Here is a 16,912-nt window from a genome sequence, read left to right as displayed (position 1 = left end):
CTTAATCATAATCTCTTCAGTATTGGGACGTCCTTTTTGGAGGAAATATTTATACGCGCCGGCAACCACTGCCAAATCCCGACTCCTGAGTGCTTCAGGTTCCCTTTGTGATTGTCATGTGCTACAATAAGGTAAATATGTAGCACATGACATAAGCAGCTCTATAGGAGGCCAGGTTATGAAGACTCTTACAATCAGACAGGCCCGGCAATCATTGTCGCACCTTGATGATGTGCTGGAGGCTGAAGGAGAAATTATCATCACAAAAAGAGGGAAGGCCGTCGCCCGCGTAGTTCAGCTCGGAAAGGGCCGGCCTGTTCCGTCTCATAAGGATCTCCGGGACAAGATGATACGCATGAAGAAAGGGAGCGAAAAACTGGTCCGTGAGGACAGAGACGCTCGATGAGGGCCTTGATCTACTTCGATACCAGTGCACTAGCAAAATGGTATATCAACGAGGCACACTCCGAGGATGTGGAGGAATATCTGCAGCAGCATGGCCCTGTTGCCATTAGTGATCTGACCATAGTAGAGATGCGCTGCCTGCTTGCACGCCGCCGGAGAGAGAAAAGTATTACCCTCAAGATGGAGATGGAGATTTTCTCAACGTTTCAGGAGGATATACGCCAGAGACATTTGATATGTCATCCCTTTCCGGCCGGATTGGCATCTGGTACGATTAATTTGATGGCACTTCTTGCGGATATCCCGATCAGAACTCTCGATGCGTTGCACCTTATGATCGCCAAGGAGATTGCTGCTGAAAGTCTTGCGACTGCCGATCATATCATGGCTGCGGGTGGAAAGGCCCTTGGGCTGAAGATTGTTCAATTTTGAAGTTGAAGGCTCAGTGAAGAGCCACGTGAATAAGGGAGACCAATTATGAATATCTTTATCTCAGGTTCTATGGCATATGACAGGATCATGGACTTCCCCGGCTCGTTTGCCGACTATATCCTGCCGGACAAGATCCATGTGCTGAATGTCTGCTTTAATGTCACCAGCCTGCAGGAGAAGTTCGGCGGCACTGCAGGCAATATTGCCTATTCCCTCAGCCTGCTCAGCGAGAGGCCGGTCATCATAGCGACGATCGGCAAGGATTATGAGAACTATTTTGACTGGCTGAAAACGCATGCCATATCGAATGAAGGCATCACGATCATTCGGGAAGAGTTCACTGCCGGCGCGTACATTACCACAGACAAGTCAGACAATCAGATCACCGGATTTAATCCCGGTGCCATGAAACAGGCAACAAACTACGATGTCAGTTCAGCTGATCCGAAAAGTTCTATCATGATCATTGCCCCAGGCAATCTTCAGGATATGATCGGCTATGCCGCACGCTGCAGGGAAAGGAGCATACCGTATATCTGCGATCCGGGACAGTCACTTACCTTATGGACCGGCGAACAGCTTAGAGAATGGATACAGGATTCCATGATGCTGATCACGAATGACTATGAACTTGAGGTGATCATGAAGATGACAGGCCTGAACAAGGACGGGATCCTCGCCCTGACACAGATGATCATTACAACGCTCGGCGACAAGGGCTCCCTTATCAGCATGAGCAGCCGCGATATAACAATTCCTGCGGCAAAGGCATCTCAGGTCCTGGATCCCACCGGCGCAGGGGATGCATACCGCTCCGGCCTCCTCAAGGGACTTGCCATGGGAAAGAATATCGAAGACGCTGCAAAGATCGGCGCAGTGGCTGCTGCCTATGCTGTAGAACAATATGGCACGCAGGAGCATAAGTATACGTACGAGGAATTCTCAGAACGGTATCAACTAAATTTCGGTGCTCTTTAACCGCCCGGTTACTGTTCGAGTTTCTGTGCCTTGACCGAAAGATAATAGGCGACCATCAGGGTTATGACCACAAAGGCGCTTAGTCCAATCTCATAGAGTTTCTCAGAAGGCACATGCTCCATAAATGAGGTCTGTGCCTCTATCAGCAGGATCCTTCTGACTGCAGCGATAATGCCGATGGCAAGGAAGGGGGCCAGGAAAAACTTCTGTTTTTTCAGGAACCTGATGACTGTCCAGAGCAGCTCAAGGATGATCAGGGCAAGAAGCACATCATTTATTAAATGAATAATGGAGTCCCGGCTCGGATTTGCGAGATTTAAAACAGCATAGTAAAAGATAAAACCGCATGCTGCAAGCAGCAACAAGGCAGCAAAAACATGCAGGACCATATCGGCCTTTACCAATCCCCTGCGGAATAACTCTGTCAGATCAGCCTTGTTCTGTTCCATATTATTGGGATCATTATACCATGTTATGAGCCCTATTGATTTTTCAGGGTTCCGTCAAATCGGGAGTCAAGTGCCATGAGAAAATATGTATATGCTGTCGGCGCCTGTCTGACCATGGTAAAAAAGGTCCGGGCTGCCTTTGAAGCCATTTCAGCAAGGGATACATCTCCTGTGATACCAGCGAGGCGCAGAAGATTAAACAGTGCCATGGAATTCCCGGAAGGTACTGCTCCGTCATAGATCTCTTTCCTGCGCACAAGCAGTTTTTCTCCGTCATCTGCAGTAAAGAAAAAGCCGCCCTGAACGTTGTCCCAGAAATGGCGGATAAAAATACTGTTCAGTCGAAGGGCTTCTTCAAGATAACGAGGTTCACAGCCAGCCAGGTACAGCTCTATAAGCCCGGAGATGAAAAAGGCATAGTCATCTGTATGCGCCGGCAGCGAGGCATCTCCATCGCGGTAACGGTGAATAAGACGGCCATCCGGCGTGCGAAGACGGCTCAGAATGAAATCGGCAGCCTTCGCTGCTGCAGCGGCATAGTCAGGTCTTTGAAAGGCCTTTGCCGCTTTTGCAAAGGCTGTTATCATGAGACCGTTCCAGTCTGTCAGGATCTTGTCGTCCTTGTCCGGATGAATTCGCTGCTCCCGAACCGCAAATAGGCGCGCGAGGGCTTTTTTTATGCGATCCGGCAGCTCTGCGGCAGTAAGTTCTTTTTTCTGCGCTGTTGCATCTGGTTGCTGGCCCCGGTGGAGGATGTTCGAGCCTGTCCGGTCATTCGTTGCCTGGTCAAAAAAGTTGCCCTCCCTCTGAATATTGAACGACGAACATATAAGTTCAGCGTCACCAGGTTCGAGCGCCCCGGTAATTTCACTATGCGTCCAAACATAGAATCTGCCCTCTTCACCTTCACTGTCTGCGTCTTCTGCAGAATAAAAGCCGCCCTCAGGAGACGTCATGTCCCGGGATATATAGGAGAGGACATCTTCTGCAGTGTTACGAAAGTCCTCGTTGCCGGTCGCCTGAAAAGCCTCGGTGTAGGCAATGCAGAGCATTGCCTGATCGTACAGCATCTTTTCAAAATGGGGCACCAGCCAACGGGCGTCTGTTGAATAACGATGAAAACCAAAGCCGATATGATCATAGATGCCACCATCTCTCATGGCATTGAGGGTTTTTGTCGCCATATGCAGCGCCTCCTGATTGCCTGTGCGCTTCCCATATCGCAGGAGGAAAAGCAGTATGTGCGGTGCAGGGAACTTTGGGGCCTGGCTGAACCCTCCGTTGTCATGGTCGAACTGATTGATCAGCTGCTCAAAGGCCTCGTGAAAAACTGCTTCCTCAGGCTCCGCAGGCGCTGGAGCGGTATTTTCCCGCAAAAGCCGGGCTGTTATTTCTTCGGAAAGCTGAATGAGCTTTTGCCGGTCAGTTTCCCACATCTGCTTCAGACGCGGGATCAGGTCAGCCATGCCAATTCTGCCGAAAGCAGCTTTCTTTGGGAAATAGGTGCCGGCAAAGAACGGCTGCTTGTCCGGAGCCATGATGATGGTGAGGGGCCAGCCACCATTGCCGGCCATAAGCTGGCAGACCGTCATGTAAACATGATCTATATCCGGTCTCTCCTCGCGATCCACCTTTATTGAAACAAAGGCATCATTCATCAGCCCGGCCACCTGTTCATCTTCAAAGGACTCCTTTTCCATGACATGGCACCAGTGGCATGTGGAATATCCTATTGAAAGAAAGATCGGCTTATTCTCTCGTGCTGCCTTGTCAAAGGCCTCCTGACCCCATGGGTACCAGTCGACCGGGTTATAGGCGTGCTGCATGAGATAGGGGCTTTTTTCTGAGATAAGCCTGTTGGCAATCATAACGCGGATCGGTAAACTGCTGTCAGCGGCGCAATAAGAGGTTCCATTGCGATGCCGGCGTATACTACTTGATAAGCAGTTTGCTTGCGAAAAGGGTTTTTCTCATATCATCGATCTTGTTCTGGAGCTCTATGACCTCTTCCTTAAGCCTGCTGTTGCCGGAATTCTCGATGACCTTTGACTTTTCGAGCAGAAGAACGCCCAGTTCAGCCAGCTTGCCCGGCAGTTCGTCGAGAGTTGAAACACCCTTTACATAGTTATTGCCCCGCGATGCCGCAAGTTCGATAAGTTGCTGAAGGGTCTCGTCCATAACCTGTCTCCGTTTGTCTTGTAGTTGATTTAAGCCTATCAGATTTCATTTGCAGCGTCAAATTCTTTCCCGAAAACTCGGGATTCGCTCATCGAAGATAATTATTTCTTACGAATGCTATCTCATCTTCCGCTGCAGGCAGATTTCCGGCAAGCTTTTCATTGAGAAGTTCATGCAGGATCTTCGCGTAAAGCGGACCTTGAGGCAGCCCCAATGCATTCAGATCATTCCCTTTGAGAATCGGCCTGACCTTTCGGAGTTCAACAAGAAAGTGGGAAATGTCCTTTTTCTTTCTCGCATCCTTTGTGGAAGACATGGAAAAGAGAATTATTTCCAGTTCCCTTTCAGAGAGAAGGTGATAAAGGCTTGCAGGATCTTTTGACGGAAGTCCGGCGAGGATCTGCCGCTGCTGCTTCACGCCCTCTGTGATGATGTTCCTGGCTTTTGGCGGCGTCGAAAGACGCGCAAGGGCATCAGCACGTTCGTGGTCATTGAGGTGGGACAGGAGTGTCATGAGATACAGTATTCCTTTTTCGATCTTTTCGTCGAGATAAAGGAGGTTATACCAGGCAAGGGTCTCGGCCGTGGATTCAAAGTCGCTCTCGAGTTGCTTGTCGAAAATGATCCTCTCGTGGATCACCTTCAGCAGCCCGTGATCGGAAAGTCTTTTCAACGTAAGCACGGGATTTGTTTCATTAAAGGAGAGAAGAAGCTCCTCGTACAGGCGTGCCCCTGAGAGTTTGGCAAAAAGATTCATCTCGATGGCTGATCTCATCAGGAATGCCGTGTGCCTGCTCAGTCTGAACCCGAACCGCTCAGAGAACCGTATTGCACGGAATGCACGGGTAGGGTCCTCAACAAAACTGAGATTATGGAGGACCCGAATGGTCTTTTCTTTCAGATCGCGCTGACCGCCGAAGAAATCGATGAGCAGGCCGAAATCATTGGGATTAAGCCTGATGGCAAGGGTGTTGATTGTAAAGTCCCTGCGGTAAAGGTCCTTCTTGATTGATGATGTTTCGACCTTGGGAAGGGCTGCAGGCGACTCATAATATTCCGTGCGCGCGGTGGCTATATCAATGCGCAATGCGCCCCGTTTGACCTGGGCCGTGCCGAACTTGGGATGGGGCCTGACCCTTGCGCCGATCTGTTCTGCAAGGATATTGGCAAATCTGATGCCGCCGCCCTCGATCACAAGATCAAGGTCAAGGTTTTGTTTTCCGAGAAGCAGGTCCCTCACCGATCCGCCGACAAGGTAAGCACTGAATCCCAATTGTTCGGCAACCGTACCGGAGAGCTTCAGGATGCTGAATATCTCGCCAGGGAATCTGTCTCTGAGCCATGAGGAAAGGTTACGGCTCGAAAAATGAATATCAGCCGTTTCTTCCTTATCAATACGACGTTTTTTCAGAAATTCCTCATACAGCACCCTGAGCAGATCCGTCCTGGTAATGGCGCCCGTGATCCTCTGCCCCTCCAGCACCGCCATGAATTTCTGGTTATGCTCTATCATCATGGTCTCGATGTCCCTGATAGGGGTATCTGCTGTTGCAGTAAGTTTTTCGGTTGAACAGAAATCAGCTATGGGGTTCTTCTTGAACCCGTGGAATATAGCTTTTTCGACCGTCTCCCGTGATATGAGGCCTGCATATTCACCATCCTTTACCACCGGCAGAACGTTGACTCCAAACTTGGTCATGCTATCTTCAGCTTCTCTGATCGTACTGTCCCAGGGGATCACAATAACCGGACTGGTCATTATGTCAGCAGCGACCTTTCCCGGCTTTATATGGTCCGGGATCCTCCTGAGAACCTGTTCTTCAACGGTCTCCAGGGAATCGCCCCTAATAGTTGCGGATGCCGCAGCATGATGGCCTCCCCCGCCAAACTCCTTTAAAAGGTCCGCAACATCAAACTCTTTAGCCCTGCTTCGGCCGACAAGGATGATCCTTCCCTGCATGCCCAATATCAGAAGAACAGCGTCTATGTCTTCCAGGTCCATGATCTTGTGTGCAAGAAGGGCTGCATCACCGAAATAGGGATCCCGGGAAGTTTTTGCGATCATGACCCGTATCCCTTTGATGACCAGTTCCCGGGAGGATTTCAGCAGCTCATTGAGGATCTCCAGTTCCTCCTTGGCCAATTCGGTCTTAACGTATTCTGATACGATATTGAGGATGGCGCCCCGTTTAATGAGATAGGAGACTGCACTGAGGTCCCGCTCGGTCGTGGAAGGAAAGAGAAAACAGCCTGTTTCTTCATAGATACCCAGGGCAAGGATGGTCGCCTCCATGGGGTCCGGAGCAAGTCCCTTTTCCTTCAGCAGCTCAACAAAGATCGTCGTGGTTGCCCCCACGGTTTCTATCCGCTCGACACTGCCGCGGATGTCTCCGTCTTCGATGGGGTGATGGTCAAAGATATGCACCTGGACATTCTTGTTCTTTGCGACATCGGCAAACATGCCGATCCGGTCCGGCTGCTTGGTATCAACAATGATAAGTCTCCTGATCTCGGCAGGGTCAATATCCCTGAGCTTCCTGATCTCAACAGGATTAAAGACCTCGATAAAATCCCGGACCTTGCGCTCCTGAGACCCCGGGAATGCGAGGAAGGCGTCAGGATAAAGCTTTCTTGCTGCGATCATCGAGGCAAGGGAATCAAAATCGGCATTGAGGTGAGAGGTGATGATATCCATGACGTTGCTTAGATTGCCTGCTTCCGGTCTCGACAGTGCCGCCGATCAGGGGAAGACAGGTTAATCAAAAACAATTACTCGATCTCTGCCGCTCTTCTTGGCCTCATACAGGGCATCATCAGCAGCAGAGATGAGCTCATCGTGGGTTTTGATCCTGGCGCTCGGGAAGACGGAGATGCCGATGCTTACAGTTATGCCGGTCTGGTTCGAGAGGCTCTTGAATTTATGGTTCTTGATCGCATTGCGGATCCTTTCTGCTTCTGCCACAGTCCCGTCAAGGGAAGTATGGGGAAGCATGACGATAAACTCTTCTCCTCCATAGCGCGCAAGGACATCGCTCTTGCGGGTGAAATGTTTCAACAGCTGGGCAAATTCCTTCAATACGGCGTCGCCGGTCTTGTGACCGTACGTATCATTGATCTTCTTGAAAAAATCAATGTCAAGCATGAGACAGCTGATCGGCAGACCGTATCTGTCCGAGCGGCTGAATTCTTCGATGATGCGGTGATAAAAATAACGGATGTTATAAATGCCGGTCAGATAGTCTGTGATGGCAAGCTTCTCAAGCCTGGTCTTCTCATCCTCTACCTGAGAGAAGAGAAAGGCATTGTAGAGCGTGTTTGCAGAGGCATCGGATATGGTCCTCAACAGTTGAACTTCATTCTCGGTAAACTCGTGCAATGTTCTCGAGGTCCTCAGGAACAGGGTGCCGATCACCTTTTCCTCGAAGATGATCGGCATAACAAGAATGGAACGGATACCGAGAGGCCCGACAATGTCCCTTACAGGGGCCATAAGCGGATCAGACATGATATCCCTGATAACAACCGGCTTCTTGTTGAGCAGCGCCTCTTCGATCTCCGGATACTTCTTGAGGCTCAGCTTGATGGCGGTCAGATTCGGTGTCTCATAACTGGCGACAACATAGGCAAACTTGCGGAGCCAGTCAATTCTTATGATCGAGCACCGCGTCACCGGCATGATCTCGGCGATCTTTTTGACGATCCTGTACAGAAGTTCGTGAGGATCGCGCGTAGAAGATATGAGCTGAACAAGGTCATTGATGGTCTGGAGGTTCTGCACCTCCTGCCGGAGCGCTCTGTTTTCCTCTTTCAGCTTTATTATCAGTGCAAGCTTGTGCTCAAGATCCCTGTCAAGGAACGGCTTGTGAAGGTAAAGATCGGCCTTGTGATCAATAGCTGCTGCAATGCCCCTTCCCCGCGCCCCTTCAATCATGGCGAGCACAGGGACTTTGGACTGCACAGCGGGAACAAGCGGCAGGAGGGCATTATCCGCAATGACAGCAGAAGGGGAGAATTTTGCGAGACCGTCGCGCAGCGCGTCAGCAGAATCGCAGTTCACCCGGCGGTATTTTCCCGAAAGCTTGAAGAAGGTTTCAAGAAAAGTAATAACAGATCTGTTTTTTACAAAAAGCAGTATGGTCTTTTTTTTCATCAGCCCGCATTTACCTTGATTTTTCAGCCTATATTATCCCAGTTTTGGCTCTGTGTGTCAAAACAAAAACCGGACAATTCTCTTTATTGACAACAAACAAAAACTGGGAATGCTGGGTGTCACAACCAAGGGCAAGAACACAGAAAATAGACTTGCGGACAGCAGACGAAGTATCATTTGCCTGTCTACTTTGTCAACGTCTTATTAACCGCCTGCTGAACTGCCTTCTCGGGTATATTACCCTGTATTTTGACCCTGCCTATCTTGTCGGGAAGAATGAACTTCACATCGCCGGAAACAGTTTTTTTATCCAGTTTCATGGCCCCAAAGATTGCGGCAAGATCGATATCTGCGGGTATCTCGGTCGGAAGGCCGAAGGTCTTCAAAAGGTGCTGTATTCTTGAGACTTCCTCGCTGCCGATGAGACCAATCTCATGGGCGATCGTTGCCTCAACATGCATCCCGATGGCAATTGCTTCACCATGAAGAAATGTAGTATATCCCGTGGCAGTCTCGATCGCATGGCCTATGGTATGGCCAAAGTTCAATATGGCCCTGAGACCGGACTCGCGTTCATCCCGTGACACCACGTCAGCCTTAATTTCGCAGGAGCGTCTGATAATATGGATAAGGTCGTCAGGGTTAAGACTGAGAAGGGTTTCCCGTTTCTTCTCAAGAAAATCAAAAAAAGCACTGTCCCAAATGATGCCATACTTGATGATTTCGGCCATGCCCGCGAGGAAATTCCTCCGCGAAAGGGTATGGAGTGTGCTGATGTCAACCCAGACAAGCCGCGGCTGCCAGAATGTACCGATCATATTTTTTCCGAGCGCATGGTTAACGCCGGTCTTCCCTCCTACAGAGCTGTCCACCTGGGCCAGAAGCGTGGTAGGCACCTGGATAAAATCGATCCCTCTCATATAGGTCGATGCCGCATATCCGGTTATGTCGCCGATAACTCCGCCGCCAAGCGCTATCAGCACAGACCTTCTGTCGAACCGCATCTTGAGCAGCTGTTCATAGATCCTCTCTACCGATGCCAGATTCTTGTATTCCTCTCCATCAGGCAGGATGATCTCCATGATCTCAAAACCGGAGCCTGAGAGCGAGGCTGCCAGCGTTTTACCGTAAAGATCGTACACAGTCGGGTTGCTGATGATCGCGGCCTTTTTGCTGAAGTCAAAACGTTCAAGACTTTTTCCTATATCTTTCAAAATGCCGCTGCCCGTGGCTATGGTATAGCTTCTTTCCCCCAGTTCTACCCTTATCTTGTCCATGATAGTTTCCCCGCGATCTCTTCAGCTACCTCAACAGGGGTCTTTCCTTCCGTATTAATCATAATTCCCGCCTTTTCATAATAGGGCTGCCTCTCTTTCAACAGTTCGGATATTCTCGCCAGTCTGTCATCAGACTGCAGCAAAGGACGATCAGTATTGCCGGCAGTACGGAGCATGATCGTTTCAGGGCTTGCTGTAAGGCAGAAGATAATACCATGCTCCTGAAGTACCCTGACGTTTTCCTCTTTCAGGACAGCTCCACCCCCTGTAGAGATAATAACTCCCTGTTCTGACGCAGACTGCCGGATTGCCGCAGTCTCGATCTGCCTGAACTGATCTTCTCCCTGCTGTGCAAAGATCTCTGAAATAGATTTCTGCTGGGACGCTTCGATCTCCCGATCGATATCGACGAGTTTCATGCCGCAGATCCGGGACAGTGCCCTGGCAACTTCACTTTTTCCGGTTCCCATGAATCCGGCCAGCACGATATTCTGCATCATAAGACGATATTATGGGAGCGGTTCGATTCCATACGATTGCTGATATTTTAGATTGCTGCCAAAGAAAAAGCAAAGCACATGGGGCCTGGGACAGCAGGATACTATCAGTAATTTCTGATATATGACAGGTAACTCTTATAATTACGCAAGATCTCTTTTTTGCTGTCTCCGCCGAATTTCCCAAGAAACGCATCTGCAATAGTAAGCGCAGCCATCGCCTCCCCTACAACTGCAGCAGCCGGGACAGCGCATACGTCTGAGCGCTCGTAGGCAGCAGCAAGCGGACGTTTGGTTATGATGTCTACTGATGCGAGAGGCTTCCGCAACGTCGGGATCGGTTTCATGGCAGCAGTCAGGGTAATCGGCATACCGTTGGTCATCCCACCCTCTATGCCTCCGGCATGATTTGTTTTTCTGAAAAATGGCATTATCCCCGGATCTGATGATTTCCGGTAATAAATTTCGTCCATCACTTCCGAACCGGGCAGTGCGGCCATGGCAAAGCCGCTGCCTATCTCCACGCCCTTTATCGCCTGAATACTCATTATGGCCTGGGCAAGCTGCCCGTCGAGCTTTCTGTCCCACTGAACGTGGCTCCCCAGCCCCATCGGCAACCCTGTGACAAAGACCGTAAACAGGCCGCCAAGCGAATAGCCATGCTGAATTGCCTTGTCAATAGCCGCAACCATTTTGGCTGAGGCAACTTTATCAGGGCATCTGACTGATGATTTTTCTGCAAGTCTGAATAGAGCCAAAAGCTGTTTTTCCGTTGAACACTGCTGCTTCTTAACGCCGGCCGATCCGATCTGAATCACGTAACTTCCGACGGCTACGCCAAAAACCGAAAGTATACTTTTTGCAATAGCGCCGAGCGCCACGCGCATGGCGGTTTCTCTTGCACTCGATCGTTCCAGGATATTCCGGACGTCTTTCGTATCATATTTTACGGCACCGGACAGATCCGCATGACCAGGACGGGGTTTGATCACCGAAGGGATGGAAAGCGCATCCCTTTCGTGCTCGGACATGCCCTTCTGCCAATTATCCCAGTCCTTATTGACGATCTGCAGCGCTATCGGGGACCCCAGTGTCTTGCCCCATCTTACGCCAGAAATAATTTCCCCATGGTCAGTCTCTATCTTCATCCTGCCGCCGCGTCCGTATCCACCCTGCCGCCGCTTCAGGTCCCGGTCAATATCGTCTGAGGACAGTGAAAATCCTGAAGGAATGCCGTCAATGATCCCAACAAGGGCCTTCCCGTGTGACTCGCCAGATGTGAGAAATCTCAGATATGCCATTCCCTCTGTTTATCCCTCTCTTTATTGATAACTTTTTTGTATCACTATGTTATTGAAATCATGAGAATAAAGTAAATAGAGGTCTTATGTAACGCCTGCATACGGTGCGTCGATAAGACATGCATCACCATGGAACAACACACTATTTTCTCTTTTCACAAATTGAGTGTCATTTTGTATTGCCCCGGAGAAACCTTGTAACGCTCAAGCGGTATGAGCATAAAGTCATTCCAGTCGTTCGGAAAAAGTTCCAGCGCGAGGTGCCGCTGCCCGCTGAGTATCTCACCCGAGAGCCTTGCATAACCTTTGCCTCCCTCAAAAGCAAGCGATCTGACGATTATCCTGCCTTGCTCAACGGTCAATGCACCCTTCCCCTTTTCGAACATATTCAGAGGCAGATCGAATCCCGAAACAGAGAGTCTTTTCCATATTATCTCATCAGCCTTGACCTCAATATCGGCCTTCCTGCCTGATACGGTCGCTCTTCCGGAAATCGGCGCGGTGAAAGATATAGTTGCCGGGGAGATAAACGCCGCAGTATCAAAGGGAAGACCATTAAAGCTTGCCTCACCGTTCAGGCTGCCGTCGAAGCTGACCTTGAACGCTGCCGTTATCTCTCTTGATTGTACGCCTATCCCTATCCGCCCGAACATGAGTGGAGAAAGTTGAAGGTCGAGCTTCACCTCATCGAGGACCAAAAGCTTCGTGCCATCTCTGCCGGCAAGGGCAGCATTCCCGAAATGGTACCCTGTCAGAAAGTTGCCACCTGAGTCCCCTGCGGTTAATACTACTTTCTGCTGAGCTTTATTGATCTCAGAGATGATCTGAGAAGGCGTAAGAAAAAAAAAGAGCGTAAGAAAGGCCGTAAGTGTGACAGCGGCCAGGATAATGATGATCTTTTTCATGTTATGTGAGAAACAAGAAGACTGATATTGAGAAGGGTCGGATTTTCAAAACTGACGTCTATGGAACACTTCTTGATCTTCAGCAGGACGCCGGTATTTGACAGACGGTACATGAAGTTAACAGCCGTATTGAGCGCCACGCCCTCGATAGTTAGCTCATAGTCGTCTCCCCTGAGCCGGGCATCCTCCCGGTGAGCGACAAAGCTTACCTTCTTCAGGTTCTTTGAAAGCCCGAATTCGGCAGCGGTCTTTTCGAGTTCTGATACAAAGTTTCTGTTCTTGCTTTCTGCTGCCCTCGCCTTCAGCGTCTTGGTCTCTTCCGATAGAGCGATAAGCCCGGCCTTATTGCCGGTCATCTCGGCGTACACGGATTCCATGAGAGCGAGCCTTTTTTGGACATCGTTCACGCCCGCACGAAGGAAAAGAACCGCAGCGAACAATGCGGCAAGGATCCCGGCGGCAACAAGCAGCTTTTTTTTCTCTTTATTCATGTACGGTCACCTCCATCGCAAACCCTGATCTGCCGTCGGGCATGTTTTTTGTCTCAAGGAGCTGAACTTCGCTGAAACTTTTTTTCAGGCTGTTCCTGAACTGCTCCGCAGAAGCATAGTCTGCGGCTTCGCCCTTCAGTATGGCCTTGTTCCCATCCATGATGATCTCCTTCACCCTGATCCCTTCCCGTGAATTCTCTGAAACTGACTTCAGGATCCCCAGCACATCTATCCCTTTGAATGCCCTGTAGTTCTGCTTCATTTCGGCCAGTTTTGACTGGACACCATAATAGAGGTCCGACGGCACCTTCTGTCCGGGGAACAGGCTGGCGTACACCACTGACATTTCTTTCTTCATCATTGACTCTTTTTTCAGAACAAGGAAATACCTGAGCGAGAGGCCTGTCATGAATACCAGCAGGACAGCGGCTGTGTACAGGAAAACCGTCCGGTAAACATCCCTTGACCTGATTTTTTTCTTCTCTCCGGTGAGGCCTGCAGACGCAAGGTTAAGTGCTGCCCTGTAAAAAAGTCCTTCATCTATGCCGTATTCCGACAGCCTGTTGTCCCATAGCGGAGAGAGCGAGATGAGATTCAGTCCTGCCCTAATAAAAGGGGCTGTATATTTTTCTGCTGTCTCCTTTTTGAGCGCGAATACAAGGCCTTCCGTGCCTTTCGCGGCAGGCGCGAGAGGGAAGAAATCAAATACAAGCTCCGCAGCAGGCGCGAGAAAAAGACCCTCCATTTCAAAGGGCAGTATCTCTCGTATCTTGTCGCCCTCAAGGTGAGGAAGGACGCTCTTGCGCATTGAGAAGGCGTCAAAGCTGACATAGAGCCTAATCTCCCTGTTCTTGACAAGCACCTTCAGGAGGTCTTCGATCTTTTCCACAGCAGGAGAGGAGCGTTTGGTCTCCTCGTCGTACACGCGGAACCCGTTGTTTTCCTCGTAGAGACATAAAGCCATTATCGTTCCCTCCAGTATGTTAGCACTGCTCTGCCCCCGCTCATATCAAACCCGGCCTCTGCAGTCTCTACCAAATCATTGCGCTCTGCCTTGATTGTCACCGTGAAGCTTTTACTGGTCACGTCAATATAATTCGACATGTCAGTGACGAGCTTGTCACCAAGCACCTTTGACACTTCGCCCAGTTTTTTAAAGGGGCTGTTTTTCCTTGCTGCTATAATATTTTCCGCCAGAGACAGGGTCATATCCTTGTGAAGGGCCTTTAAGAGCAGAAGCTCTGCCGTGTTTATATTTATCTTTTTTGGACCGAAGACCGTAAGATAAGGCGTTACTGTCTGTACAACATCATCCGGGAAGATATAACCCAATTCAGAGAGCGAAAAAAGAATATAATTCTTGGCCCTGTCCTCGCCGCCCGGTACCCTCGGGATTTTATCAGGGTCAATATAGTCCACGAGTCTGTCGGCATACTCTTCATTTATTTTGAGTTCCCTGCATAGCCTTTTAAAGACATTGTAGCCCTCCCCGTTCACCAGTCCGTTTTCAAAAACAAGCGAATTTACATTGAACTTGCTGTTATTGTCTTCGAGATGGAGCCCGACGGTCGTATCCTCGATCTTCTCTTCAAGAGCGATCTCCCTTTGAGCGCTGAAATTGACCTGCGATGAAAGCTCAACCGCCTTTTCTGCCATAAGGAGGTACGCGGACTTGAGCAGCAGCGACATCCTTTCTGACTCATTGAAGTTATTGGCCGTATTTACATATCCATACACGGTCCCGGCAAAATGAATTACCGCAGCCGTAGTTACTGCCAGTATCAGCAGCACGATGACAAGGACATAGCCTTTCTCAGAGCGCATCGTTCAGCATGAGGGAGCATATCTGCGAAAATGCCTCGCCCCCTTTGACTCCCTTCAATATGAGCGTTATCTTCACGTCTTTCGGCACCTTCTTAAGTTTTGTAGAATCATATACCTTGTCGTATCCCTCGTCCAGCACCTGTGCGCTGAAACCCTCAACATCCTTAAGCACGGTTATGGTTATAGGCTGCCCGCCCTTTATGACATCCGCGATCGTCTTTATGAGATTCAGCCTGCCCTCCCTGTCTTCCGCCACAGCATAACTGATCACCTTTATCCCGTCCCTGAAAAAACAGGTAAACGTAAGCCGCGAGGCAGGCTTGCCGTAAAAGTCCTTCTCTTCTATCTTAATGCCCGTGTAGTCCGTGTTCCTGACATAGTATATACTCTCAACCTCTTTTCTGATCATGCTTAACAGATTAAAGGCCTGCTCCTTCTCCCGCATCTTTTCATATACGCCTGCTGTACCTTTCTTTACGGTAAAGAGAAGCGTGTACGCCGACCCTATCACCACAGCGGCTAAGGCAAGGGCCACGAGGATCTCGATCAGGGTGAAGCCGTTTCTGTTGCCAACCTCCACTTATTGCCTCATGTACACAAGGAGCGAAGCCTCATCCCTGCCCGACCTGGCCACCGAGGTGACCCTCTTGAGGTGATATTGCATGTCTTCTGTTTTTATCTCGTACTCTATACCGTCTTTTGAGCCTGCGAGCTCTGTGAGCTTCCCGGTCCGGTAACGATAGAGGTTTTCCTTTGCCTGCAGTACAAGCCTGAGGCTGTCCTTCTTTCTGCCGAAGATATCAATATGATAGGAAAACGAGGTGAGTACCAGCAGAAATACCCCGCTTACAATAGCAAGTGAGACAAGGACCTCGATGAGGGTAAAACCCTTCTTCTTACTCATCGAACATCCTTCTGCCTTCTTCTATCTCCAATTCTCCTGACAGGTTATTAAGTATGATCGTCGTCTCTTTCCCATTCTTGGTAAGATAAAACGCAATAAGCTCTTCCTGTACAGAAGGGCTGAAGGCAACGATCACCTGACCTTCTTTTATGACTCCCTTCGAGGGGATAAGGACCTCCCATGTCTCTCCCTCATGCATATCGATGATCCTGGGCTTGTCTTTCACCTCGCCCCTTGCGCCGCTGATCCTGAACTGCCGTTCCTTAAAATCAACAATGAAGAATATCTCTTTTCTCGCAGCAACAGCCTCTTTCCTGACATTCGTCAGGGCTGAGGCAAGCGTGACCGTATCGTCCTTTATCAGTTGGCCCCAGATGCTCGGGAATATCATGAAGGCAGTGGTCGTAATAATGAACAGGACAACAAGCAGTTCTAATAAGGTAAACCCTCTCATAGGACAAATCTCCCCTCGCCCCTCTTTGCCAAAGAGGGGTCACTGATTCCTCCCTTTGACAAAGGGAGGGCAGGAGGGATTTTATAAATTGATGTAGTTATAATTTTGAGACTCTTACTATCATATTGAATACAGGTCCGTATCAGTCCAGCTCCCAGTTTTTTATGTCAGCGTCCTTGCCTTCTCCTCCCGGCTTTCCGTCAGAGCCGTAGGAGATCATGTCAAAGTCGCCATGGCTCCCGGGAGACAGGTAAAGATAGGGATTCCCCCAGGCATCCTTCGGTATTTTATTCTTCTCCAGGTACCCGTCGTCTTTATATTTTTTCGGTATCGGTTCTGCTGCGGGTTTTGTGATGAGGGCATCGAGCCCCTGATCCGTTGTGGGATACAGCCCGTTGTCAAGCTTATAGAGCTTCAGGGCAGTCTCAAGGTTCTTCATCTGCAGCCTGGTCTCCGCTATCTTGGCGTCGTCAGTGCGACCGAGCATCTTTGGCGCAACAAGAGCGGCTAAAATGCCGAGGATGAATACCACAACCAGCACCTCGATAAGCGTAAAGCCCCTGGGAGTCAGGGACTGGGGGTTGGGGATTAGGGGTTTGAAAAAACGTGTAACCCGCAACTCGCAACCAGCAACTTCCTTAAGACTGTTTATCCTCATATTCATCTC

General features: G+C 49.7%; 19 protein-coding genes. 3 read left to right on the top strand and 16 right to left on the bottom strand.

The features are described 5' to 3' along the window. The first annotated feature begins 178 nt into the window (after positions 1-178). From HZB62_00495 to HZB62_00485, 3 genes are read left to right on the top strand one after another with little or no spacing between them, the layout of a single operon-like run. The gene (locus HZB62_00495; protein MBI5073644.1) at positions 179-406 is read left to right on the top strand and encodes a type II toxin-antitoxin system Phd/YefM family antitoxin; all 228 of its coding nucleotides are present in this window, start codon (positions 179-181) and stop codon (positions 404-406) included. A 5-nt stretch (positions 407-411) separates the two neighbouring features. Beyond that, on the top strand, positions 412-837 hold the full coding sequence (locus HZB62_00490; protein ID MBI5073643.1) for a type II toxin-antitoxin system VapC family toxin: 426 nt from the start codon (positions 412-414) through the stop codon (positions 835-837). A gap of 45 nt (positions 838-882) precedes the next feature. Then, on the top strand, positions 883-1,815 hold the full coding sequence (locus tag HZB62_00485; protein ID MBI5073642.1) for a carbohydrate kinase family protein: 933 nt from the start codon (positions 883-885) through the stop codon (positions 1,813-1,815). 8 nt (positions 1,816-1,823) lie between these two features. Here HZB62_00485 and HZB62_00480 read toward each other — a convergent pair whose 3' ends face one another. From HZB62_00480 to gspG, 16 genes are all read right to left on the bottom strand, one after another. After that, positions 1,824-2,264 (bottom strand): hypothetical protein, encoded by a 441-nt coding sequence (locus tag HZB62_00480; GenBank protein ID MBI5073641.1) that lies wholly within the window; start codon positions 2,262-2,264, stop codon positions 1,824-1,826. 32 nt (positions 2,265-2,296) lie between these two features. Beyond that, positions 2,297-4,132 (bottom strand): thioredoxin domain-containing protein, encoded by a 1,836-nt coding sequence (locus tag HZB62_00475; GenBank protein MBI5073640.1) that lies wholly within the window; start codon positions 4,130-4,132, stop codon positions 2,297-2,299. Positions 4,133-4,196: 64 nt separating this feature from the next. Further along, a complete protein-coding gene (locus HZB62_00470; protein ID MBI5073639.1) occupies positions 4,197-4,442 on the bottom strand; it encodes a hypothetical protein in 246 nt (81 codons plus the stop codon). 88 nt (positions 4,443-4,530) lie between these two features. Beyond that, positions 4,531-7,137, bottom strand: coding sequence for a CBS domain-containing protein (locus tag HZB62_00465; protein MBI5073638.1), 2,607 nt, complete (start codon positions 7,135-7,137; stop codon positions 4,531-4,533). A gap of 60 nt (positions 7,138-7,197) precedes the next feature. Continuing rightward, entirely contained in the window at positions 7,198-8,592 is a 1,395-nt protein-coding gene (locus tag HZB62_00460) for a sensor domain-containing diguanylate cyclase (protein MBI5073637.1), read from the bottom strand. Between the two features lie 185 nt (positions 8,593-8,777). Beyond that, on the bottom strand, positions 8,778-9,869 hold the full coding sequence (locus tag HZB62_00455; protein ID MBI5073636.1) for a 3-dehydroquinate synthase: 1,092 nt from the start codon (positions 9,867-9,869) through the stop codon (positions 8,778-8,780). Continuing rightward, complete coding sequence (locus tag HZB62_00450) at positions 9,857-10,369, bottom strand: shikimate kinase (GenBank protein ID MBI5073635.1); 513 nt, start codon at positions 10,367-10,369, stop codon at positions 9,857-9,859. Before HZB62_00450 ends, HZB62_00455 begins: the two co-directional genes overlap by 13 nt. A gap of 104 nt (positions 10,370-10,473) precedes the next feature. Continuing rightward, positions 10,474-11,667: a chorismate synthase gene (aroC, locus tag HZB62_00445; GenBank protein ID MBI5073634.1), complete on the bottom strand. Its 1,194-nt coding sequence runs from the start codon at positions 11,665-11,667 to the stop codon at positions 10,474-10,476. A 155-nt stretch (positions 11,668-11,822) separates the two neighbouring features. After that, positions 11,823-12,572, bottom strand: coding sequence for a type II secretion system protein GspN (gene gspN / locus HZB62_00440; GenBank protein MBI5073633.1), 750 nt, complete (start codon positions 12,570-12,572; stop codon positions 11,823-11,825). Then, positions 12,569-13,063: a hypothetical protein gene (locus tag HZB62_00435; protein MBI5073632.1), complete on the bottom strand. Its 495-nt coding sequence runs from the start codon at positions 13,061-13,063 to the stop codon at positions 12,569-12,571. The genes gspN and HZB62_00435 overlap by 4 nt, the downstream gene beginning before the upstream one ends. Then, complete coding sequence (locus HZB62_00430) at positions 13,056-14,027, bottom strand: hypothetical protein (protein MBI5073631.1); 972 nt, start codon at positions 14,025-14,027, stop codon at positions 13,056-13,058. Before HZB62_00430 ends, HZB62_00435 begins: the two co-directional genes overlap by 8 nt. Next, a complete protein-coding gene (locus HZB62_00425; GenBank protein MBI5073630.1) occupies positions 14,027-14,887 on the bottom strand; it encodes a general secretion pathway protein GspK in 861 nt (286 codons plus the stop codon). The genes HZB62_00430 and HZB62_00425 overlap by 1 nt, the downstream gene beginning before the upstream one ends. Then, entirely contained in the window at positions 14,877-15,467 is a 591-nt protein-coding gene (locus HZB62_00420; protein MBI5073629.1) for a prepilin-type N-terminal cleavage/methylation domain-containing protein, read from the bottom strand. The genes HZB62_00425 and HZB62_00420 overlap by 11 nt, the downstream gene beginning before the upstream one ends. Beyond that, complete coding sequence (locus tag HZB62_00415) at positions 15,468-15,791, bottom strand: type II secretion system protein (protein MBI5073628.1); 324 nt, start codon at positions 15,789-15,791, stop codon at positions 15,468-15,470. It abuts the gene before it with no gap. Then, entirely contained in the window at positions 15,784-16,245 is a 462-nt protein-coding gene (locus HZB62_00410) for a prepilin-type N-terminal cleavage/methylation domain-containing protein (GenBank protein MBI5073627.1), read from the bottom strand. The genes HZB62_00415 and HZB62_00410 overlap by 8 nt, the downstream gene beginning before the upstream one ends. Positions 16,246-16,387: 142 nt before the next feature. Then, positions 16,388-16,903: a type II secretion system major pseudopilin GspG gene (gene gspG / locus HZB62_00405; GenBank protein ID MBI5073626.1), complete on the bottom strand. Its 516-nt coding sequence runs from the start codon at positions 16,901-16,903 to the stop codon at positions 16,388-16,390. Positions 16,904-16,912 lie beyond the last annotated feature (9 nt).

The sequence above is a fragment of the Nitrospirota bacterium genome, from assembly GCA_016214855.1.
Taxonomy (GTDB): domain Bacteria; phylum Nitrospirota; class Thermodesulfovibrionia; order Thermodesulfovibrionales; family UBA6898; genus UBA6898.
Note: the sequence above shows the minus strand (reverse complement) of the source record. Positions and strands in the feature narration are given on the sequence as shown.